Genomic DNA, 22,224 nt, shown 5'->3' with positions numbered 1-22,224 from the left:
CGCAGAGCCCTTTATAAATAAATTGTTATAGTGTTTTATATCAAATGTTAATTTCTGTCGGTGTTTTGATGCTTGGTAGTTATCGTTTGCCGCTCTTGTTGCGTGGCATTTTATATTGTCGTAGGCAGTCAAACGTTCAATCAAGGTGGCGTAAGTGAACAGTCAATTTAACCCGTCGAACGTTGGCTTAAAACGTATTCCTCGTTTCCCATCGCCCTTTACTGTTCAGATCCCTCGTAGAAAATGGTTGGGTTGGAAAGGCATTGGTCACAGGTTAGTACTGGCTTTGGCAATGCTTTCTTTGACTACCATCTTTTTATCCGTCGTTTCGTCCTTTACGTTTAAAGATTTGAACCAGCGTTTAGTCGAGTTGAAAGAAAGTGAGATCCCCGCTTTGGAACAAGCTGCTCGTTTAAATGACATGGTGAGAGTGATCATTTCGACTTCATCTCAACTTGGAGATGCGGAATCCAATATTGAACGTAAGCAAGCCATGCAAGATATTGAGATCGCAATTCAAGTCATGGATGGCATTATGGTGAACTTTCCTGATTATCACGCCTATTTTAAAGATCTTATCGCTCAAGTTGACCACAGTTTGAGTTTACTTTACCAAAGTGAAATTGAACTGGAAGTGTTGAATAAAGAGTTACGTAACTTACTTGAAGGCTTTTACCCGCTGTTGCAACAGGCAAGCGACTCGCTGGATAATTTGCCGGACGCCCGTAAAGAAGACATTCAATACACCCAGTTAAAATCCCTGCTCTATTACCAGTTAGGTCTGGTGGAAAAGCTGTATAACGACTCAAGTTTTAACGAGCTCGATTACACCAGTTATCGCCTTGAACAGGTGGGCGAGGAGTGGTGGGCATTATGGGTGAATGGCGATCTGAGAAGTGACTTTCCGGTACTTGATCATCAACTTACTGTTATATACGACTTAGCTTCAAGTTCGAGCAGTTTGTACGAACTTAAGAACAAAGCTTTGGATTATCGCTACCAAGAACAATACTTTTTGCAAAATAGCCGTGAGTATCTTAATCAATTGACGGTGCAAATTGAACGTAACACCAGTACCGTTAACCGTAATATTGATCAGTCAATTAATGAAGCTCAGCTTTCCCTTCAATCTAATCAGCAGCTTTCTTTATTTCTCTCTTTATTTAGTATTTTGGCTGCCGCCGCTATTTCTTGGTTTTACGTGCGAAAAAGTATTTTAGAGCGACTCTTACAGTTAAAAGACAACATGTTCGCTATCTCAACGGGGCATTTAGACACTGAAGTATCCATCAGGGGTAAAGATGAAGTTACCCAAATGGCGAAGTACTTAAAGGTATTTCAAATGACGGCGAAAGCCGTGAAACAAACTAATCGTAAGTTAGAAGCCGAAGTGGAGGAGCGAACCATCGCGGAAGCTAAGCTGAGAATTACGCAAGATGAGCTAGTTCAAGCGGGTAAGTTAGCCGCTTTAGGTCAATTGAGTGTTGGGATCACCCATGAGATAAATCAACCCCTCACTGCTGTTAATAGCCACGTTCGCAGTGCTCAGCTCTGGTTGGATAAAGGTCGTGAAGACAAGGTTGTACTTAATCTACAAAAAATTGAAGGGTTACTGGAAAAAGTGTCTGCAATTACTCGTCACTTAAAAGCATTTTCAAGAAAAAGCGATGGGAAGATTCAAAATGTCGAGCTTGAACAAGTGATTGGTGATGCTATTGAGCTCTTTGAAACTCGACAAAATAATGTCCCGATTGTGTATGACAGCACTGGCATTTTTTGGGTGAAAGCCAACAGTATCCGGCTTGAGCAAGTGCTGGTTAATCTGATCAGTAATGCTTTAGATGCCGTTGAGAAACGAGACGCTCCTAGCATCATTATCTCAACAGAAGAAACACGAACATCGGTGGAAATTGTAGTCAAAGATAATGGGCTGGGCATTCCTAAAGAAGATTTACCACACCTTTTTGATCCATTTTATTCGCGTAAAGCATCGGGAAAAGGGCTTGGGCTGGGTTTATCTATTGCATACAACATCATTAAAGATTTTGGTGGTTCAATACATGTTAAATCGGTTGAACACCAAGGCTCCGAATTTATTGTCATACTTCAAAAAGGCACAGACTCATGACATCTGAAAAACATACCGTTTTTGAAAAGCATATTGTTCTTATTGACGACGAAGTGGACGTGGTTGAAGCCATGAGTGAAATGCTAGAGCTAGAAGGTTTTAACGTTAGCTCTTTCACTGACCCTAATGTGGGGCTGAAATCACTCAATTCGAACAGCCAATCTGTGGTGCTTTGTGATGTGAGAATGCCAAAGGTCGATGGATTAACGTTATTGAGTTCCATTCAGCATAGAGCGCCAAATGTGCCTGTGCTGCTTATGAGTGGTCATGGTGATATACCAATGGCGATTGAAGCCATGAAATTGGGCGCGTTCGATTTTCTGGAAAAACCATTGAATACCGACGAGCTGATTGAAAAACTCGATCTTGCTTTGGCTCAAAGCGAGCAAAGCCGTCCTAAAACGTCTCAAGGTGATGAAGGAGAGGTCTTGCCAATTGAGTCTGTGGTGATTGGGCAATCTAAGGCGATGGACACCATACGAAAGCAAGTGTTGGCTTTGGCTCATACTGGTGTGGATACCATCATCAATGGTGAAACGGGTACTGGTAAAGAAGTGATAGCCAGTGCGCTTCACCAATTCAGCAGGCGCAAAGCCAAGCCTTTTGTAGCAATAAACTGCGGTGGTATGACAGAAAGCATAATTGAAAGTGAATTGTTTGGGCATGAAGCTGGGTCTTTCACCAGCGCGAACAAAAAAAGAATTGGTAAAATTGAACAAGCGAATGGTGGCACTCTATTTCTTGATGAAATCGAAAGTATGCCGATTGCTGTTCAGATCAAGCTACTTCGAGTCATTCAAGAACGCATGATTGAACGAGTCGGGGGGAATGAGTTAATTCCAGTGGATATTGTAGTTGTAGCGGCCAGTAAAGCGGACTTGGCAAGCCTAAGTGAGACGGGTGAGTTTAGGGCTGACCTCTTCTATCGATTAAATATTGCGAGCTTAAATTTACCCGCTCTTCGCCAGCGTAAAGAAGATATTCAGGTGCTGTTTAGACATTTTGTCATCCAAGCCAGCCAAAAGTACAGAACGCGACCTTCGACTATTTACCCTGAGCAAATACAACAGCTTTGTCGGCACGAATGGCCTGGCAACGTGCGTGAATTACGTAATGTGGCTGATAGGTTCGTCTTAGGTATTGTTGGCGATGGTTTTGATCTTCAATCACCAATCTGTGAATCCACAGGTGAAGATTTTGCTTTTGAAAAGCAGATGGAGCAATACGAAAGAAACGTATTAACAGAAGCCCTAATAGAGACGGGTGGCAATATAAATGAAGTGTCGAGTAAGTTGAATTTACCTCGCAAGACGCTTTATCGAAAAATGAAGAAACACCAATTAGATAAAGACAGCTTCAAAGCTTAGTGCTTTTTTATCATGGCTAATGGCTAATGGCTAATGGCTAATGGCTAATGGCTAATGGCTAAGTATGGATAAAAGAGAAGCACAAACAATAGAAATTTCATAAAGACATTAATGACCCATTTATTTGCTTTATAAATTAACTAATACTTCAAGTTATTGTAATAAAAGAATTTTAGTATTTGGCACAATGCGTGCAATTGATGGTTGTGGCGCAAGTTCACAGGAGTCCAATTTTGGTATTACCGCAAACCTGTATCGCGGTAGTTCAATATCGATTTGGTCTAATAATGGAAAGTAAAAGAAAAATTGCTTTTGCAAGGAGATACAAACATGAAGCAAATACTGAAGGGGTCTATTGCCCTAGTTCTAGGGCTAAGCTCAATGACTGCATGGGCAGCTCAAGAGTCAGCAAACTTAGGTCCTCGTCCCCTCTTTTTAGTCAACAATATGGATGAGAGCCCTTTAAAAACCAAACTACTGAGTTGTAGTGAGGGACCTTTTCATCGCAGCGATTTTTCAATTGGTCACCGTGGAGCTGCTATGCAGTTTCCGGAGCACACTAAAGAATCGTACCTAGCTGCGATTCAAATGGGTGCAGGTGTCGTTGAATGTGACGTGACGTTTACCAAAGATAAAGAGCTTGTTTGTCGTCACTCTCAGAGTGATCTTCACACCACTACAGATGTTTTGGCTCACCCTGAGCTTGCTAAAAAATGCTCAACGCCATTTACACCAGCAAACCCTGCAACTGGGGAAGATGCACAAGTTGAATGCCGAACCTCAGATTTTACTCTAGCGGAATTTAGAACTCTGAAAGGTAAAATGGATGGCGCTAATCCTAAAGCGACAACGGTTGAAGAGTACATGAATGGCACTCCAGGCTGGCGCACAGACTTATATAGCCAAAGTGGGACGTTAATGACACACGCTGAAAGTGCTGAGCTATTTAAAGCACATGGCGTGAAGGTTACTCCTGAACTGAAGTCGGCTTCAGTGGAAATGCCGTTCAATGGATTCTCTCAAGAGATGTATGCTCAAAAGTTAGTTGATGAGTTAAAAGAAGCAGGTTTCAAACCATCAGAGACTTACTTGCAATCATTCAACCTAGATGACGTGAAGTACTGGGTAAATAAAACGCCTAAGTTTGGTAAACAAGCCGTGTACTTAGACGATCGTGTATATGATCAAGCGGATTTTGTTGCGTCAGTGAAAAATATGAAAGAGCTGCGTGATGCGGGCGTGAATATTATTGCTCCACCACTATTTGCACTGGTTGATTTGAATGACAAAAATGAAATGGTCGCATCTAACTATGCGAAGTTAGCGAAAGAAGCGGATCTAGATATTATTGCTTGGACTTTGGAGCGTTCAGGTCCACTTGATCAAGGTGGCGGCTGGTACTACCAAACGGTTAAGCAAGGCATTAACAATGATGGCGACATGATGAAAATGCTAGATGTACTCGCGCAAGATGTGGGTGTACTAGGTGTATTCAGTGATTGGCCAGCAACCGTGACTTACTACGATAACTGTATGAATAGTAAGTCTTAATTAATATTTACTATTCATGTGTTACTTGCAAGTATTGATGTAAGTACAAGCGGTTAGTTATCTTGAAAAGAGCCTTCGGGCTCTTTTTTTGTTTGTGATATTTGTGTGGGAAACTAAGGGACAAAAATGACCCAAACTAACTAGATACCTTTGGACACTTATGACTCATACCAGAGTGATGTTTTAGTTGTTCATTTTAAGTTATTGAAAAGTAATAATTATTTTTCTGGCATGAAGGGTGCAATAGTGAATTCGACTTTCAACAATAAGTAAAATAAGGTTTGAATATGAAAATCAGTGTTAAAGGACTGTTAATCGCTAGCTCATTACTGCTTCCATCAATGGCTATGGCAAGCGACTGCTCTAGCCGTGGTGTGTTAGACGATAGATACTGTGATGAAAACCAAGACTTGGTTGCCGACTCACCAAAGAATCCTGATGAATGGAATGATCCAAGTACGCTTGTGTTTACCTATACACCAGTAGAAGACCCGGCTTTGTATAAAGATGCGTTTGCTGATTTCCAAGCTCACTTGAGCAAGATTACTGGTAAGCGCGTTATTTACTACACGGTTCACTCTAATTCAGCTCAAGTTGAAGCAATGCGTTCAGGTCGACTTCATGTTGCTGGATTCTCTACAGGTCCTACAGGCTATGCCGTTAACTTAGCGGGTTACGTACCAATCGCTGTGAAAGGTGATGAATCAGGTTTCCAAGGCTATAACTTAATCACTATTGTTCGTAAAGACAGCGGTATTAATACTATGGCTGACTTGAAAGGCAAAAAGGTTGCGCATACTTCTGCTTCTTCCAACTCTGGTAACCTTGCCCCACGAGCTTTATTCCCTGCGAAAGGCTTAGTGCCAGATGAAGACTACAAAGTACTTTACTCAGGTAAGCACGACCAATCAATTCTAGGCGTGTTCAATGGGGATTATGATGCAGCACCCGTGGCATCAGATGTCTATGATCGCATGGTGGCAGCAGGACGAGTTGATGATTCAGAGCTAAAAATTATTTACCGCAGCCCCCGCTTCCCTACCTCTGCATTTGGTTATGCTTACAACCTAAAACCAGAATTGGTTGAGAAGATTGAAGAAGCGTTCTTCAGTTACCGCTTTACTGAAGAAATGAGTTCTTCATTCAAAGGGGCAGACCGATTCTCTCCAATTTCATACCAAGAAGAATGGGATGTCATTCGTGATATTGCACACGCAACCGGTACGGCTTACACAAAAACGGGTCTGAAGAAGCTAGCAGAGAAAGATGCAGCGAAGCGTGCGAAGAAAAAAGCAGCGGCGTTAGCAAAACAAGCGGCTAGCCAGTAGCGCCTCATTAACTAGTGATTGTTATTGGAGAGCGTTACTAGATAACGATTTATCAATAACTGCTTACGAATAGCTTTCACTAGTTACAGGTTACACGCTTCACTAAACAATAATCACATTTTACCTCTTTAGCTTATCCAATTGATAAGCGCATTTTAAATCTATGCCCTCACGGGTAGGGCATAGATCATCTTAAATTTTGCACAAGGAAATGCAGTATGGCTGTCGCAAGCTATGAAGGAATAAAGATTAATAACCTGTTTCATGAATATGTGGCAGGTAAGCCGATTCTTAAAGGCATTAATATTGATATTGATGCGCCGGGTATCATTGCCATTATCGGTCCATCAGGCACAGGTAAAAGTACGCTTCTACGTTGTATCAACCGCCTTAATGATCCGAGCAAAGGCGAAATCATATTTGATGGTGCTGACCTTACTCAACTAAAAGGGCAAGCGCTTCGAATGCAGCGTCGCCATATCGGCATGGTGTTTCAAGAATACAATCTAGTTGAGCGCTTAACCGTCATCGAAAACGTATTAAGCGGGCGTTTAGGTTACATGTCGGCGTGGAATGCATGGCGTCGAAACTACTCAACTGAAGATTTAAATAAAGCCTTTGAGCTACTCGAATTTGTCGGTTTACAAGATTTCGCGAACCAACGAGCGGATAGTTTGTCTGGCGGACAAAGACAACGTGTCGGTATCGCTCGTGCGGTCATGCAAGACCCATATATATTGTTAGCGGATGAACCCACGTCTTCACTTGACCCTAAAACAGCGGTTGAGATCATGGAGCTAATGGAAACCTTCGCTGAGCAGAAAAACATTCCAGTCCTGGTTAACATTCATGATGTGAACTTAGCGAAACGTTACGCGAAACGCATCATTGGAATGTGTAATGGTAAAGTTCACTACGATGGTAGCCCTGAAGGGATCTCAGAAGATGATCTAAAAATCATTTATGGGGGTGAATCATGGCTGGATTAACCCAAGATGGTTCTGTTCAGAACTCATCAAGTACGCATTCTTCAAGCCAATCTGTTAATAGGGAAAACCCTTTCAAAACGTCGTGGACGAATAGAGCGATTATGGCTGCGATTGTGGCGTATCTGTTTTATAGCTTTTCTACATTAGGTTTAACGCTTGACCGACTTATTATTGGGTTTGGCGAAAGCGAGCGCTTACTTGCAAGGATGTTCCCGCCAGATTTTTCTCGCACCAGTTTGCTGCTGAGCGGATTAGCTGAGAGTTTGCAGATCGCGATCATCTCGAGCTTCTTTGGCATTGTGATTTCACTGTTTTTAGGCTTGCTTGCCGCAAGGAATATGATGCCTTCAATTGTTTCAACACCAATACGTTGCTTCATCGCTTTGTGTCGTTCTTTTCACCCGGTGATTATCGCGATCTTATTCGTGAAAGCGGTAGGCTTTGGCGCTTTGGCTGGCATCCTAACCTTGGTTTTTGCTTCCATTGGTTTCATCGCCAAGTTGTTCGCAGAAGCTATTGAGGAAATATCGTTTAAGCCTGTGGAAGCGATAAAAGCAACAGGGGCAAGTTTTGCTAGCGTGATTCTATATGCTGTTATGCCACAAGTGTTTACCCGCTTCATTGGTTTTGCAAGTTACCAGTTAGATTCGAATTTACGTAATTCTACGATGGTCGGAATTGTCGGTGCTGGCGGTTTAGGTGGCACACTTTTCTCGGCATTCCAGCGTTTCGATTACGATTTTGTTGCGGCTATATTGATGACCATAATCGCATTGATTCTTGTCGGTGAATTTCTTTCAAATATTGTTAGGAGAGTCTTCTAATGACAACGGCTACGATTGATAAAGAATGGCAACGCTTTACGTTTAATGAGCGTATCGCTCGGTTTGCAATTTATTTAAGCTTAGTGTGCGCGATTGTGTGGTCTTGGCAGACGGTGGAAGTGATTCCTGAGTTCTTGTATGACGCTCCAGCCCAGTTTGCAGATATGTTTGAACGCATGGTGCCGCTTGATTACGCATTCTACCCAGAGTCCATTCATGCGGCGATGATTGAAACCTTGCATATCGCCACGTTAGGTACTTTGTTTACCTTGGTTTTTGCCATTCCGTTGGCGTTACTTAATGCGCCAAATATTACGCCTAATAAAGCATTAAATTGGGTTGCTCAATTCTTTCTTGTGTCTTCTCGTTCTGTGAATTCATTAGTGTGGGCGCTCTTGTTTATTGCACTGTTTGGCCCTGGTGTTCTTGCAGGCATTATGGCGATTGCCATTCGCAGTATCGGCTTTGTAGGGAAGCTGTTAGCGGAAGCCATTGCTGAAGTGAACATGGGACCAATTGAAGCGTTGAAAGCGACAGGCGCTTCTTGGATGAGCATTTTACTTAAAGGGTATTGGCCTCAAGTGATGCCAGCTTTTTACTCTATTGTTTTATTCCGTTGGGATATCAATGTACGAGAGTCGGCAGTGTTAGGGCTAGTGGGAGCGGGTGGCATTGGCGTTATTCTTAATGATGCTCAAAACCTATTTGAATGGCAGAAAGTATCTATGGTGTTAGTGAGTATTTTTGCCGTAGTGATTATTGCTGAAGCCGTAGTAATCCATATTCGTAACAAGCTCATTTAGTCATTGAGTTAAATTCAATTCATACAGTTTAGAGCTTAAAGTGACACTTTAAAGCTTAAACGACCCTAGGTTCTTTCGGTCAACCTAGTGGTCGTTTTTTTATGCTTCTAGCTTTATCTTTTAAGTGTGAGGTCATTTATAAGTGAGAGGTCTTTGCATGTATCAGGCCTTTAAGTCAGAGGCTTTTTAATCGCAAGCAGCTTTTCGGTAAATTCTGCAAAACCATATCCACCCGGTTTGGACATAACGAGGCTAGGGTGGTGATCTAACTTATCCCAATAGTGCCGAATGTTCGCTACACCAACGGTGAGAGGCAAAGATTCAAACATCTGCTGATCATTCATAGAGTCGCCCACATAGCAGGTATGCTGGTGAATATCTTCTTCTGAAAATCCTTGTTCTTCCAAAAACTGATGAACTGCATTCCTCTTGGAGTGGTCACCATACCAAGCGTTAATGTGAATAGAACTGGCGGTTGCGTGAGCACCTAATGCATGGATTTCTTTCAGTACCGCTTGTACTATTTTTTGATCAACAGGCTCACAGTTCTGCCCAATATCAATCGCCACTTCACATAGACGGTATTCTTGATCTAATGTGAGCGATAGCTCTGGGTAGTGGGTAAGAATAGCTTCAATTTGTTGTTTCAGCTTAGCTTGGTTTGCTCTGATATCGGTGAGTGGAAGGTTAGTGCTTATCTTCAGTGAACCTGATTCCTTTTTAAGTAAAAAAGCCCCATTTTCTCCAAGTACCGCATCAACAGGCCAAAGCTGCGCGATGTGATCACACCAGCCTGCACACGCCCCTGTTACCGCGACGACTTTAATTCCGTTGTCTCGCAGCTTCTGAAGCGCAATTAATGTCTCAGGTGGTAAAGCGCCTTGCCAGGTTAGGGTGTCATCGACATCGGTGAATACCCAGTTGATGTCTTTCCACTGTGCGTGAAGTTGTTCTTCCATACTTACTTTCCTGCCTACTTTCATGCTTAAGCCCGTTAATGTAATTAAGGCGCTATTATCAAAAGGTTTGGTTTAGAAGATGCAATGCTTGGCGAAGTCGGTGGCTTCATTAGTTGTCCAGTCACCTTTTGGTTTGTCTTTCATATCTTGGCACCAAGCTTCGCTACCCACTTCTGTACAAGCCATCAGTTGAGAAGCAAGAAAGATTACTAAAGCGAATTTTTTCATCATAACATCCATATTTTATTGATAAGAGTCGTTGATATTACAAACTTATTTGGAAAGACCCAAGTGAGATTTGAGTGTTTGATTTTAATAAAATCGCATTTTTAGTATTACGTGTTTAGATGTTACTAATTTTAAGATGGATTATTGGATTATTGGATTATTGGATTATTGGATTATTGGATTATCTTAGCTCGGAGCCACAACGAAAAAGGCCAGCAAAATGCTGGCCCTTAGAATCTATAACAATACTGTTTAAACGAGTTTCATCTCTTGGATGATGTCTGAAGCTATTTCTGGTTTTGTGCTAGTTGGCTTCTCGTGTAAATCAGATTTTAATTGCCCTTTTCGGTTGCTTAGTCCCGCTTCAAGTTTTTTCAGTGAAGCAGCGATTGCTGGATACATTACATCGTCAGTTGATTTTGCTGAAACTCGAACACCTTCGTAGTTTGTGAACACTTCTACCTGATGTCGGTTGTGTTCTTTCGTAATAATAATGTCGCAACTGATCAATTGTGGAAAGTGGTTAGCTATTTTATCGAACTTACCTTCGATTTCTTTTCGTGAGTCGTCGTTAATTGATACGTGATGTGTTTGAACGTTTACTTTCATAAATCATACCTTTCCAATGACTGTGTAACCTAAACGTAGCAAAGATGCGGTAATTTGACCAAGAAGGTATTCACACATGTGTGATTGACTTCCATGTTATCAAATAATCTCTATTGAGCCCCTTGAATATGGGGTAACTAGCGCGCATATTATGTTTCGACAAATCGATGACTGCGCAAAAAAACTCCATTCTAAATTTTATTGTCTCTCTTCTTATTCTTAATACGCTTTTTGTAAGATTCCGCCCCTTTGCTGGCATTAATTTTGTCTTACTTCCTAACCTTTAGCGTCCTCTGTTAGTGGGTGATTTGTTCATTTAAAACTCTGTTAGATTTTAAGGTTAGCAGGCGTTAAGTTATCTGCTAGTCATGTAGTGGCTTTATTTTGCTTTTAGAGGGGTTGCGCACCAAGTGATTGAGCTACCTGAGGTTGTCTAATTAAGTGCTGGTTGTCTAATTAAGCGCAGTTAGCCGATTGAATAAAGGTAGCTTTCTGCCCTTATTCTTATCTGGAAGTGATGCGAATGATTTGAGTTAGGAATAGAGATCTTTCGCTAGCTTTCTGTAGTCATTCCACTCCAATTGAAACTCTAAGAGTCAAACTCATAAAAAGATGGAACGACAATCACACCATTTTTTGAAATGTGGAATCGCCTCGCGTCGGCTTTGTTATCAATACCAATTATGGTGCCATCTGGCACTTTTACGTGCTTATCAATGATGCAGTTTTGGATATGACAATTCTTACCGATTTCTACTTCTTCAAAGAGAATGCTATCGATCACAATCGCGGCGTTATTGACTTTAACTTTCGGGAAAAAGATAGAGTTCTGAGCCGAACCGCCTTCAATTACCACACCATTTGCAATCATTGAGTTGATGAAAATACCTTGGTTCCCTTCTACGGAAGCAACGGTTCGTGCCGGTGGTTGCTGAGGGTCGTAGGTTCGAATTGCCCAATCTGGTTGGTACAAATCAATAGGAGAAATTGGCTTCAATAAATCCATATTGGCTTGGTAGTAAGAATCAATGGTACCCACATCTCGCCAGTAAGTGTCTTGTGTGACGCGACCTGCTTCATCACCAAACTTATAAGCGTAAACTCTTTGATTATCTACTAGCTTTGGTATCACATCTTTACCGAAATCGTGGCTGGAGTTAACGTCTTCTACATCATCAAGCAGTGCTCTCATTAACACTTCCTTATCGAAGATATAAATCCCCATAGATGCAAGGCTGCGAGTCGGTTTGTTTGGTACACAAGCTGGGTAATTGGGCTTTTCTGAAAAATTCTTAATTTGTTGTGCGTCGTCTATTTCCATTACGCCAAACTCTTTGGCTTCATCAATAGACACTTCCATACATGCCACGGTTAAGTCGGCTTTGGAATGCTTATGTTGTGCGAGCATTGGGGCGTAATCCATACGATAGATATGGTCGCCAGAAAGGACGACAACATGTTTTGCATCGCTACGAGAGAGTAAATATAAGTTTTGATAAATCGCATCGGCAGTACCGCTGTACCAGCTGTCACCTGTTCTCATTTGTGGCGGTACATTCGTTATAAACTCCCCCAGCTCTGGGTTCAATACAGACCATCCATCACGTAAATGCTTCTGCAAAGAGTGCGATTTATATTGGGTTAACACTAAGATCTGACGAAGCCCTGAATGCAAGCAGTTCGCTAAGGTGAAATCAATAATTCGATATTTTCCACCAAAAGGAACGGCAGGCTTCGCTCGGTTGTCCGTAAGTGGTGAAAGGCGAGAGCCAACACCGCCTGCTAATACAATGGTTAATGTATCTTGCATAATCAGAGCCTCTATACGTTATGTTTTTAATTAGTTACTTATAATTAGCAAACATCAAGCCAAAACTAACTATTTGAATATTATAGATAAGATCTTAGTAGAGATAAGAGTTGCACCAAATAGTGGCACGCAATCGGGCACTTGCTTACTTTTGGTGATTTTACCGGTCAAAGTACAGCGAAAAATAACCATATACGGAACTGATGCACATAAAAGTTGCATTACAAAGTTGTCAATAAAAATGGCTTATAAGGTGATCGGCTCGATATAAATGTAAATGCTTGATTAATAGATTTCACAAATTGATTTCCATCAAAAAAGTAGGGGTATTGTGGTGTTACCTTGCACGCAAATTAAGAAATGATTCTTCATTCACTAATAAAAAGAAAGCCCTACAAAAGGAAATATTAATGAAAAAAACAGTATGTGGTTTAGCTATTTTAACAGCCCTAATGTCAACCAATGTACTTGCTCATAAAGAAGGTGACATCATTATTCGCGCAGGTGCGGCAATGGTTTCTCCTAACGACAGCAGTGGTGATGTGCTTAATACATCGGGCTCAAAATTTGGCGTAGATTCTGATACTCAGCTTGGTTTAACTATCGGTTATATGATCACTGATAACATCAGCTTTGAAGTGCTAGCTGCCACACCTTTCTCGCATACAATTTCAACAAACCATGGTGGTTTAGGTGATATTGCAGATACTAAACACTTACCGCCAACATTCATGCTTCAGTACTATTTTGGTGATGCAGACAGCGATTTCCGCCCTTATGTTGGTGCAGGTATTAACTACACAGTATTTTTTGATGAAGAGCTAAACAGCACTGGTAAGAATGCAGGGTTGAGTGACCTTTCTTTGGATGATTCTTGGGGCTTGGCTGCGAACATTGGTGCTGACTACATGTTGAATGATGATTGGTTTCTTAACGCATCGGTTTGGTATGCAGATATAGATACAACGGCGACGTACAAAGCTGGACCAACCACTTACTCAACAGATGTCACTATCGACCCATGGGTGTTTATGATTGGTGGTGGTTATCAATTCTAAGCGAGATGATTCCATTCGCTAGCTAGTTTGTACTCATGAATGTTTGAGTATTCTAACGAATAAAATAATAGCCTGAGTTCGCTTTCGTGCTCAGGCTTTTTTGTGTCTGGAAACCATACGAGATCCAGATTGGTCATGCTTTGTTAATATAATAGAAGTATTACTGTCATATCTCGCCTTTAGTATCCCTCCCTCAAATTATGGAGGATTTATGAATCGTAACGCTTTTAAGCTGAGAAATAATAAGTTAAACAAGTTTGCTTTGTTGGCCCCAGCAATGGCGACGTCGGTATTATTTGGTTGTAGTCAAAATAGCACGTCAGATATTAGCCAAACGGTCAGCTCTTTTTCTGCTAGTGATTCTTTTGGTATTCAATGTGTAGAAAAGCAGCTGCCAACCGTTAGTAACGCGGAATTAACGGGCATCACTCTTGTTGGGCGTGCTATCGCTCAAGCACCTTTTGCGACTTCAGCCGCCGAAATTGTTAGTTATGATTCTTGTACCGACAAACTTTATGTTGTAAATGCTCAAGCTAAGATTATTGATGTTCTTGAGCTAGATTCCTCGACTAAACCAACTTCTTCAGGGCAAATAGATCTGCAGTCAGCAGCGCGACATTCAGGTATTGAGATTGGTGCAGCAAACAGTGTTTCTGCTAACAACGGACTGGTAGCGGTAGCCATCGAAAATTTGAAAAAGCAACAAAACGGCATCATTGCGCTTTATCGTTCCGACACCCTAGAGCTAATCACCACTTACGCTGCTGGCGCACTGCCAGATATGGTGAGTTTTTCAAAAGACGGGCGCTATATTGCGGCTGCAAATGAAGGGGAGCCAAGCGCAGACTATGCCATTGATCCTGAAGGCAGCATCACTTTAGTGGATATAGCGAATGGTCCTTTGAGCGCAAATAGCCCTTTAGATGCAAAAGTGTCTCAAATTGATTTTAAAGCCTTTAATTCTGGTGAATCTCGTCATTCAGAGTTAACCAACAAGGTTAGAGTATCAGCGCCAACTGCCACAGTTGCTCAAGACTTAGAACCGGAATATCTCACGTTTGGTGACAACGGGAAGCTGTATGTTGCATTGCAAGAAAACAATGCCCTTGCTGCTATTGATGTCGCGCCAGCCAGTATCGATAATATTTTCGGCCTTGGTGGTAAGTCTTGGGAAGATTCGAAATTAGACGCCTCTAATAAAGATGAAAAGCTTGGCAATTTTCAAGGCTACTCAATGCTAGAAGGGCTTTATATGCCAGATAGCATCACTAGCTACAGCGTGAATGGTGACACATATATCATGACTGCGAATGAAGGTGATGGTCGTGAATATGGTATTGAAACCACGCAAAAGCAGTGTGAAGAAAAAGGCTATAAATGGGATGGCGACGACAACCAAGGCATGTTTGAGTACACAACAATAGAGGACTTCTGTATCGCTTATGTTGATGAAGTCCGAGGTAAAAAGCTCAAAGTAGATGCAAACCATCCTTTAGCGGAAGCACTGCAAGATAAAACACAACTGGCTCGATTAAAAGTCATCAAGCCGCAAGGCACACTCGGTGCGAATGAAAAAGTTCAAGCGTTTGGCAGCCGATCTTTTTCAATTTGGGATGAATCTGGACAACGAATTTTTGATAGCGGTGATGACTTTGCTCGTATAACACTTAACAGTCATCCCGATAATTTCAATAGCACGAATGATAATAATACCAGCGCCGATGATCGAAGTGATGATAAAGGCGCTGAACCTGAAGCGATTGAAGTTGCAAACATTAATGGTCGACAGTACGCATTCATTGGGTTAGAACGCCAAGGTGGCATCATGGTTTATGATGTGACAGAACCAGCTGAATCTCGTTTTATTACTTATGTGAATAATCGAAACTTTGATGAACCCGTTTGTACCCAGGTCGACGAAGAAGGGGAATGCAGTAATGGTATCTATAACCCTCAAGCGGGTGACTTAGGACCTGAATCGATTAAATACTTTTCACGATCTGGCGAACATTTTATCGCTGCTGGTAACGAAGTGAGCGGAACGACCTCGATCTTCCGAATTGATTTTTGATTGAAAGTTTTCAGTTGGAGCGAATAGTGACTTAAACATCAAAGAAATGTCACCACCACGAAAAGGCAATTCATTTTTATGAGTTGCCTTTTTTAGTTTCACTTACATGCGAATAAGAAATTATCACTCTACATTTTTTCCACATATTATGGGTATGATATTCCATAAATTAACCATTAGGAATATGTATGAAAACCAAATTGTCGGTTATTACGGCTACTCTTCTTTTATCTCACACATCTTATGCAGAGCTAGGAGAACCTGGTTTTTCTGGGAGTGTTGGTCTAGGTACAGGTATTTTTTCTGAAAGTAATAACTTAAGCACTGATGGTAATGAAATCGTTCCAAGCACGGTATCTGCTTCTTCTGAAAGTGAAATCAGTATTGAGCCGATTGTAAAATTGGAATATGTTTTCGGACAAGATTCGCACCAAAAAGCTTATGCGGGCACTCATAATGAAGAGCTGATTAATAGTGATTTAGCGATGGAGTTAGGTTACGCGTATGAGTTACGTGGTGGGACTGTTGTTGATGTTTCTTACATTCTTGGGTTAATGAATGAAGAAGTATGGTCTAACCCATATGCATGGAACACAAAACGTGAAGTGACAGACTCATCTGAATCTGCTTTTCGTTTACAAGCAGAAGACATCTTAGGTTCGAACTTTGCTTTTGATGGTTTGTACTTCACAAAAGATATTGATCAAGAACTAAGTGATAAAGCTTTAGAACGTAGTGGTTCTGGTTTCTCTGGCACACTGTTTTACACTCACTTTTTAAATGAAACTTCAGCTTTAACGCCTTCTGTTACTTACGCTTCTTTCTCTGCTGATGGTGATGCAATGTCATATTCATCATACGGCTTGGGCTTAGAATATATGAAGCAAATGGGTCAACACGCGATTTCCTTAGGTGGTGAATACAGCAATACGGCTTACGACGGTCGTAATACTGAATTTGGTAAAACTCAAGATGATACTGGCTACGGCGTGACAGCAATGTACCAATATGAAGAATTTATGGATTGGGAAGATGTCACTTTCCTCGGTCTTGTCAGCTATGAATCGATTTCATCAAATATCGATTTTTACGACAACAGTGAATACCAAGTTATGGTTGGCTTAACTTACGACTTCTAATTCATCCTATTAAATCGATAGGTCTGAATACCATTTCAATGTATCGATTAGAGATACAAAAAAGCCGCCACCGTTCAAATAGTTCTAGTTTGAACGGTGGCGGCTTTTGATTTAGGTCTCTATTTAGCGCATTACTTGATTAACCGATTAACCGATTAACCAAGTAACCCGCTCAATAGAATATACCCATTAACTCACTGAATTGAGTTAGCAGACTATGGCTGTTGCTTAGTTGGCGCTAGAGCAATTTCACGGATACATACGTTCTGTGGTTGTTGGTAAGCGAAAGATACCGCGCGAGCAATATCGTCAGCTGCCAATACGCCGCCCATATCTTCTTTCCAAGAATCGTAACCATCTTTGATCTCTTGAGATGTAGTGTGAGACAGAAGCTCAGTTTCTACAGCACCCGGTGCGATAGTCGTAACACGAACATTTGAAGCAGCAACTTCTTCACGAACGTTCTCAGAGATAGCGTGTACCGCGAACTTAGTACCACAGTAAGCAGCGTGGCTTGGGAAAGTTTTCTTACCCGCGATAGAGCTGATGTTGATGATAGTACCTGTGTTGCGTTCCATCATTGGAGCAAGTACAGATTGCATGCCGTTTAGAAGACCAATTACGTTCACTTCGAACATTGTCTTCCACTCTTGCGCGTCTTGCGTATCGATTTGACCAAGAAGCATTGCACCAGCGTTGTTGATAAGTGCGTCTACAGGACCAAATTTCTCTTCACCTTGTGCGATTGCCGCATCAAAAGACGCTTTGTCTGTTACGTCTACTTTTACTGATAGAGAGTTTGGTAGGTTAAGCGCTTCAAGGCGGTCAACACGACGAGCTAAAAGTAGCAGAGGGTGACCTTCATCGCTTAGACGACGAGCGATTGCTTCACCAATACCAGAGCTTGCACCTGTAATTACGATTAGTTTTTTCATTTTATTTCCTCTGTACTTTTATTGCGTCGGTTGGCTACGACGTATTGTTTAAGTGCATTCGAATCAAGTGCTTGTTGCCTTGCTTCGTTGCGATGGAGGTATATTAAGGAAAATAGCATTGTTGATATATAGCGCTTTACTTGAAACACTGTTGCCGTGGTGCAACAATAAGTGCGTTCACTTTATAGCTTTATAGCGTCATAACTCTAGAGCTTCATCATCTTTAAATTTCACAAGTAAGCTGGCGACTATGCTCAATCAAATTAACCTATCTGATATTCGTTCTTTCGTGCTTATCGCTCGCTTAGGTAACTTCACTAAAGCGGCAGAGGAGCTTGATGTCTCGCGCTCCCACGTATCACGTCAAGTGAGTAGCCTAGAAAAACAGATGGGTGTGACGCTGTTTATCCGCACCACTCGAACCTTAAGGCTGACTCACGCAGGGCAAGATCTGTACGCGAGATGCGAGCAAGCCTTAGATAATATAGACCAAGCTCTGATTGCTGCTGTGGACGATGTCGAAGAAGTGCGCGGTGACATAAAAGTAAACTGTGTCGGTGGTTATTTGGGTGAGGTGATCATCGCTGATCTGATCAATGAGTTCATGCAGCTCTACCCAGACATCAGCATAAGCCTTGATTTCAGCAGTAACCGAGTCGATCTTATTGAAGACGCGTTTGATATCGCTTTTCGGATGGGGAGCTTAGAAGATGCAGGATTTATCGCAAGAAAGCTTTTGGACATTGAGATGGGAACACTCGCAAGCCCTGAGTATTTCGCTCGTAAAGGAAAGCCTAATCATCCTAAAGATCTGATCCATCATGACTGCTTAACGGGCTCAGTGCGCAAGTGGAGCTTTCAAGCTGTGGATGATACTAAGAAAACGGTCGATGTGCATGTGACGGGCAGGCTGCAATGTAAAAATGGGCGAGTGTTGGTGCAGGGCGCGAAATCGGGCAACGGGATTATTCGTGTTCCAACCATCTATTGTTTACAAGAACTGAATGACGGGCAGTTGGTGCAAGTGTTTGATGAGTGGGTGGTGCCTAAAGTGGATTTTTCAGCGATCTACCATCGAGACCGCTATCAACCAAGTCGAATTCGAACCTTCATTGATTTCGTTAAAGGTCGCTTTGAAAAAATGCCAGTCAGCTAAGCGTATTTGCTGGTGTCGACTAATAGCTGTTTAAGCTTTAGCTTACATCTCGTCGATTTCGTTTTGCAGGCTTTCCAGTTGATCCAGAATCAGTAAAAACTTCTCACCAAAGGGTGTTACATGATACTCAACTCTTGGTGGGAGTTCGTTGAACATTTGTTTATCTAAAATCCCGAACTCAACATTTCGCTTCAAACATTCATTCAGTACCTTGGTCGATAACCCTTCGACCGAGCGCACCATTTCACCCGGGCGATTAATACCATTCGCCAGTAATTGGTAAACCGTTAGCGACCATTTACACCCGTAGATGGTTTCTACCATGCGAGCGGAACGCTCTGGTGCTGATTTTCTTGAAAAAAAGTTTTCCTGATTTTTCATAAAGATGTACCAATAAGTACCTACCTAACCGATTTGTACTTACTATTCATAGTGTTAGTTCAGAGCCTAAGATTACCACGTTCACATGACTTAGGAGATAACAAAATGAACTTCACTAAAAAGGGTATTGCAGATCGTAACTAATAAAACGCGGAACTTTTCACCTGCAGCTGTTCATCGCTATTTGCTTCAGTATTCGCGTAGAATAAATGCTAGAAAGATAAAAAGAATAATTAAAACGATAACAAGAGTAAGGTCGCCATTATGTTCAACATGGACTTTTCAAAGAGATTGGTTATAGAAACCGAGCCACTAGATTGGGTCGCGAGCCCTGCCAAAGGGGTATGGCGCAAGCCTCTAGAAAGAGAAGAGAAAGAATCGGGTCACACGACTAGTGTGGTGAAGTACGATCCTCAATCTTCGTTCTCTGAGCACCCGCATCCGCAAGGTGAAGAGATCTTCGTATTAGAGGGTATCTTCTCTGATGAGACCGGAGATTTCCCAGCGGGTACTTATCTTCGTAATCCGCCGGGTAGTGCGCATTCCCCATCGAGTAAAGGTGGCTGCACGATCTTGGTTAAGCTTAATCAGTTTGATTCAAGGGACTTAGCTCAAGTTCGTATCAATACTCTAGAAACGGAATGGCTTGCGGGTATTGGTGGTTTACAAGTGATGCCCCTGCATGAATTTGAACATGAGCATGTCGCATTAGTGAAGTGGCCTGTCGGCGAGCGTTTTCAGCCGCATCGTCATTTTGGAGGTGAAGAGATCTTTGTGTTGTCTGGCACTTTTAAAGATGAACATGGCGAATACCCAAAGCATACTTGGATGCGCAGCCCTCATATGAGTGAGCATTTCCCCTATGTGGAAGAAGAGACGATTATCTTGGTGAAAACTGGGCACCTGCCATTGATATAGTGATTAACTCGACCAACACAATTGTCAAAGCCGCTTCTTTCAAGTCAGCGGCTTTTTAACGTTTGTCTCTATGCGTCTATTATTTTTACGTACCTAATGAACACTAAGCTAGTAAGCTAGTAAGCGACACCAATACGTTGGCGTGGATACTGACCAGCTTCTAACTCATCAATCATTGCGATTGCGTAATCGCTGACTGAGATCCTGCTGTTGCCTGCGTCGTCTGTAAGCAGTTGATCACCGCCAGTACGGTAAGTCGAGAGCTTATCTCCGGGGAATATTTCAGCCGCAGGGCTAATGAAAGTCCAGTTAAGTTCATTACTAGACTGCTTGAAGGTTTCTAGAGCTTCACCTTGTGCTAGAGCTTCGTTTTTGTAATCAGCTGGGAAATCAGGAACGGTAACCAGAGCGATATTAGGAGCCACTTCAAGTGAACCTGCTCCGCCCACCCAAAGTAAGCGATGGATGTTCAGGCTTGGTAATGAAGCCAGTAGCTTTTTAGCAGTGTTGTTTACAATGTCATGATTACCCATTGCACGCCCACCAATTGATGCGATCACTGCGTCTACACCAAACAAAACATCGGATAGATTTGTGACATCACTGAGTAGATCCAATTGACGCACTTCTACATTGTCTAATTCTACTCGGCTAGGATCTCTAACGACTGCAACCACCTCATGCCCACGAGATTGAGCTTCTTGAGCGATGTGACTACCAATCCAACCTGAAGCGCCTAATACTGCAATTTTCATAATGTTTCTCCAATCATCTAATTTATTGAGTCGTTTTCTCGACAGCCATTGCAGTCTAATAGCTCACTAGGTTGCGATAAATATCGCCAAATGATGTAGATTGTATCTATATAGTTATCTAATTGACTTGGTTAAGCCGCTAAGCTCGAATCAAACCTGATAATCAGAAAAAGTTGGGAGTGTGTGATGGATAAATTAACGGCAATGCGCAGCTTTGTAGAGGTGGCAAATTGTGCCAGCTTTACCCAAGCCGCTGAGCATTTAGGATTAAGCCGCTTACAGGTATCACGCCATGTTCAAGAGATTGAAGCCTGGTTGAAACAACGATTGCTGCATCGTACAACACGAAAGGTGAGCCTCACAACTGCTGGAGAGGAGGCATTAAATCGTTGTGAAAAAATACTGTATGAAACCACCGAATTAGAACTGACCGCCTTGAATCGAAATGATCAGTTATCGGGCACAATTCGTGTTGCCGCGCCGATAGGGTTAACTCAAAATATCTTACTCGACGTCGTGGAGCAGTTCACTGAATTGCATCCCAATATCACGGTTGAACTGTTTGCATCGGATCATTTTGCGCAGTTGGTCGATGAAAGGATAGATATCGCTCTTCGCTATACAGATCAACCTGACGACAGTTTGATCGCTCGCAAGTTGATGGTTATTGATTCCGTAGTGTGTGCTTCTGCTAAGTATTTGTCTAAGTATGGTGAACCTCAGCATATTGACGATCTGAAAGATCATAACTGCTTTAGACACTTAGGTGCTTCCTCTTGGACGTTTGTCAAAGATAATCAGCATAAAGCTGTTGAGGTAAAAGGAACGATAATCGCCAATGATATTGGTGTATTAGCCCGTGCTGCACAACACGGGAAAGGCATTGTCCACCTGCCTTGTGATCTGGCAAACCCTTTAATTAATAGCGGGAAGTTGCAGCCTATCCTTAGTGAATTTGTTGTGCCTAGCAGTGTGCTATGGGCGGTTTATCTTTCTCGCAGTTATCAATTGCCTATAGTGCGACAGTTTATTGATTTTGTTGCACAATCTTGGAGTTCTGATATTAAACTTGGCGACGCTTCGCGGTGAAGGCTTGTTTCCAAAAGACAAAAATCCGATACCAAAACGGATATCGGATTTGAACTCAATTGAGAAGTTCTAGTGTTTGATTGCTAATAAAGGACTGCCTTGTTTCATTTACTGCCTATTGATTCC

20 protein-coding genes and 1 pseudogene are annotated in these 22,224 nt (G+C 42.0%); 14 read left to right on the top strand and 7 right to left on the bottom strand.

The window, feature by feature from the left end:
- Positions 1 to 154 precede the first annotated feature (154 nt).
- The 7 genes from F0226_RS16180 (at position 155) to phnE (F0226_RS16150) (ending at position 8,990) form a co-directional block, all read left to right on the top strand.
- Positions 155 to 2,128: an ATP-binding protein gene (locus F0226_RS16180; RefSeq protein ID WP_171736608.1), complete on the top strand. Its 1,974-nt coding sequence runs from the start codon at positions 155 to 157 to the stop codon at positions 2,126 to 2,128.
- Positions 2,125 to 3,495, top strand: a complete 1,371-nt coding sequence (locus F0226_RS16175) for a sigma-54 dependent transcriptional regulator (protein ID WP_171736607.1) — start codon at positions 2,125 to 2,127, stop codon at positions 3,493 to 3,495. The genes F0226_RS16180 and F0226_RS16175 overlap by 4 nt, the downstream gene beginning before the upstream one ends.
- A gap of 330 nt (positions 3,496 to 3,825) precedes the next feature.
- Complete coding sequence (locus F0226_RS16170) at positions 3,826 to 5,046, top strand: glycerophosphodiester phosphodiesterase family protein (RefSeq protein WP_171736606.1); 1,221 nt, start codon at positions 3,826 to 3,828, stop codon at positions 5,044 to 5,046.
- A 287-nt stretch (positions 5,047 to 5,333) separates the two neighbouring features.
- Positions 5,334 to 6,374 carry a phosphate/phosphite/phosphonate ABC transporter substrate-binding protein gene (phnD, locus tag F0226_RS16165; protein WP_171736605.1) on the top strand — a complete coding sequence of 347 codons (1,041 nt, stop codon included), beginning with the start codon at positions 5,334 to 5,336 and terminating at the stop codon, positions 6,372 to 6,374.
- Positions 6,375 to 6,592: 218 nt separating this feature from the next.
- Positions 6,593 to 7,363: a phosphonate ABC transporter ATP-binding protein gene (phnC, locus tag F0226_RS16160; RefSeq protein ID WP_171736604.1), complete on the top strand. Its 771-nt coding sequence runs from the start codon at positions 6,593 to 6,595 to the stop codon at positions 7,361 to 7,363.
- The gene (phnE, locus tag F0226_RS16155) at positions 7,351 to 8,187 is read left to right on the top strand and encodes a phosphonate ABC transporter, permease protein PhnE (protein ID WP_171736603.1); all 837 of its coding nucleotides are present in this window, start codon (positions 7,351 to 7,353) and stop codon (positions 8,185 to 8,187) included. Before phnC ends, phnE (F0226_RS16155) begins: the two co-directional genes overlap by 13 nt.
- On the top strand, positions 8,187 to 8,990 hold the full coding sequence (gene phnE, locus F0226_RS16150; protein ID WP_171736602.1) for a phosphonate ABC transporter, permease protein PhnE: 804 nt from the start codon (positions 8,187 to 8,189) through the stop codon (positions 8,988 to 8,990). The genes phnE (F0226_RS16155) and phnE (F0226_RS16150) overlap by 1 nt, the downstream gene beginning before the upstream one ends.
- A gap of 170 nt (positions 8,991 to 9,160) precedes the next feature.
- On the opposite strand, the gene F0226_RS16145 is transcribed toward phnE (F0226_RS16150), so the two are convergent.
- The 4 genes from F0226_RS16145 to glgC all read right to left on the bottom strand — a co-directional run bounded on the left by F0226_RS16145 (position 9,161) and on the right by glgC (position 12,596).
- Positions 9,161 to 9,949, bottom strand: coding sequence for an HAD-IIB family hydrolase (locus tag F0226_RS16145; RefSeq protein ID WP_171736601.1), 789 nt, complete (start codon positions 9,947 to 9,949; stop codon positions 9,161 to 9,163).
- 72 nt (positions 9,950 to 10,021) lie between these two features.
- Positions 10,022 to 10,177, bottom strand: coding sequence for a DUF3012 domain-containing protein (locus tag F0226_RS16140; RefSeq protein ID WP_171736633.1), 156 nt, complete (start codon positions 10,175 to 10,177; stop codon positions 10,022 to 10,024).
- 252 nt (positions 10,178 to 10,429) lie between these two features.
- Complete coding sequence (raiA, locus tag F0226_RS16135; RefSeq protein WP_171736600.1) at positions 10,430 to 10,786, bottom strand: ribosome-associated translation inhibitor RaiA; 357 nt, start codon at positions 10,784 to 10,786, stop codon at positions 10,430 to 10,432.
- Positions 10,787 to 11,375: 589 nt separating this feature from the next.
- Positions 11,376 to 12,596 (bottom strand): glucose-1-phosphate adenylyltransferase, encoded by a 1,221-nt coding sequence (gene glgC / locus F0226_RS16130; protein WP_171736599.1) that lies wholly within the window; start codon positions 12,594 to 12,596, stop codon positions 11,376 to 11,378.
- 410 nt (positions 12,597 to 13,006) lie between these two features.
- On the opposite strand from glgC, the gene ompW reads away from it, so the two are divergent.
- The 3 genes from ompW (at position 13,007) to F0226_RS16115 (ending at position 16,864) form a co-directional block, all read left to right on the top strand.
- Positions 13,007 to 13,654, top strand: coding sequence for an outer membrane protein OmpW (ompW, locus tag F0226_RS16125; protein WP_171736598.1), 648 nt, complete (start codon positions 13,007 to 13,009; stop codon positions 13,652 to 13,654).
- Between the two features lie 277 nt (positions 13,655 to 13,931).
- Positions 13,932 to 15,725, top strand: coding sequence for a choice-of-anchor I family protein (locus F0226_RS16120; RefSeq protein WP_171736632.1), 1,794 nt, complete (start codon positions 13,932 to 13,934; stop codon positions 15,723 to 15,725).
- Positions 15,726 to 15,913: 188 nt separating this feature from the next.
- Positions 15,914 to 16,864, top strand: a complete 951-nt coding sequence (locus F0226_RS16115; protein WP_171736597.1) for a DUF2860 family protein — start codon at positions 15,914 to 15,916, stop codon at positions 16,862 to 16,864.
- A gap of 215 nt (positions 16,865 to 17,079) precedes the next feature.
- On the opposite strand, the gene F0226_RS16110 is transcribed toward F0226_RS16115, so the two are convergent.
- A complete protein-coding gene (locus F0226_RS16110; protein WP_171736596.1) occupies positions 17,080 to 17,799 on the bottom strand; it encodes an SDR family oxidoreductase in 720 nt (239 codons plus the stop codon).
- Positions 17,800 to 18,049: 250 nt separating this feature from the next.
- On the opposite strand from F0226_RS16110, the gene F0226_RS16105 reads away from it, so the two are divergent.
- The gene (locus tag F0226_RS16105) at positions 18,050 to 18,955 is read left to right on the top strand and encodes a LysR family transcriptional regulator (protein WP_171736595.1); all 906 of its coding nucleotides are present in this window, start codon (positions 18,050 to 18,052) and stop codon (positions 18,953 to 18,955) included.
- A 42-nt stretch (positions 18,956 to 18,997) separates the two neighbouring features.
- On the opposite strand, the gene F0226_RS16100 is transcribed toward F0226_RS16105, so the two are convergent.
- The gene (locus F0226_RS16100) at positions 18,998 to 19,336 is read right to left on the bottom strand and encodes a helix-turn-helix domain-containing protein (protein ID WP_171736594.1); all 339 of its coding nucleotides are present in this window, start codon (positions 19,334 to 19,336) and stop codon (positions 18,998 to 19,000) included.
- Positions 19,337 to 19,369: 33 nt separating this feature from the next.
- Between F0226_RS16100 and F0226_RS22770 the strand changes: the two are divergent.
- Positions 19,370 to 19,468, top strand: a pseudogene (locus F0226_RS22770) (sugar dehydrogenase); the annotation flags it as partial.
- A gap of 132 nt (positions 19,469 to 19,600) precedes the next feature.
- Positions 19,601 to 20,254 carry a cupin domain-containing protein gene (locus tag F0226_RS16095; protein ID WP_171736593.1) on the top strand — a complete coding sequence of 218 codons (654 nt, stop codon included), beginning with the start codon at positions 19,601 to 19,603 and terminating at the stop codon, positions 20,252 to 20,254.
- Positions 20,255 to 20,370: 116 nt separating this feature from the next.
- Here the strand turns inward: F0226_RS16095 and F0226_RS16090 are convergent, their stop codons facing one another.
- Positions 20,371 to 21,009 carry an NAD(P)-dependent oxidoreductase gene (locus F0226_RS16090; RefSeq protein ID WP_171736592.1) on the bottom strand — a complete coding sequence of 213 codons (639 nt, stop codon included), beginning with the start codon at positions 21,007 to 21,009 and terminating at the stop codon, positions 20,371 to 20,373.
- A gap of 186 nt (positions 21,010 to 21,195) precedes the next feature.
- Between F0226_RS16090 and F0226_RS16085 the strand changes: the two genes are divergently transcribed.
- Positions 21,196 to 22,098 (top strand): LysR family transcriptional regulator, encoded by a 903-nt coding sequence (locus tag F0226_RS16085; protein WP_171736591.1) that lies wholly within the window; start codon positions 21,196 to 21,198, stop codon positions 22,096 to 22,098.
- Positions 22,099 to 22,224: the final 126 nt, after the last annotated feature.

The sequence above is a fragment of the Vibrio sp. 99-70-13A1 genome (assembly GCF_013114625.1).
Classification (GTDB): domain Bacteria; phylum Pseudomonadota; class Gammaproteobacteria; order Enterobacterales; family Vibrionaceae; genus Vibrio.
The sequence above is the reverse complement of the archived record's forward strand: the minus strand, read 5'-3'. Positions and strand labels throughout refer to the sequence as shown.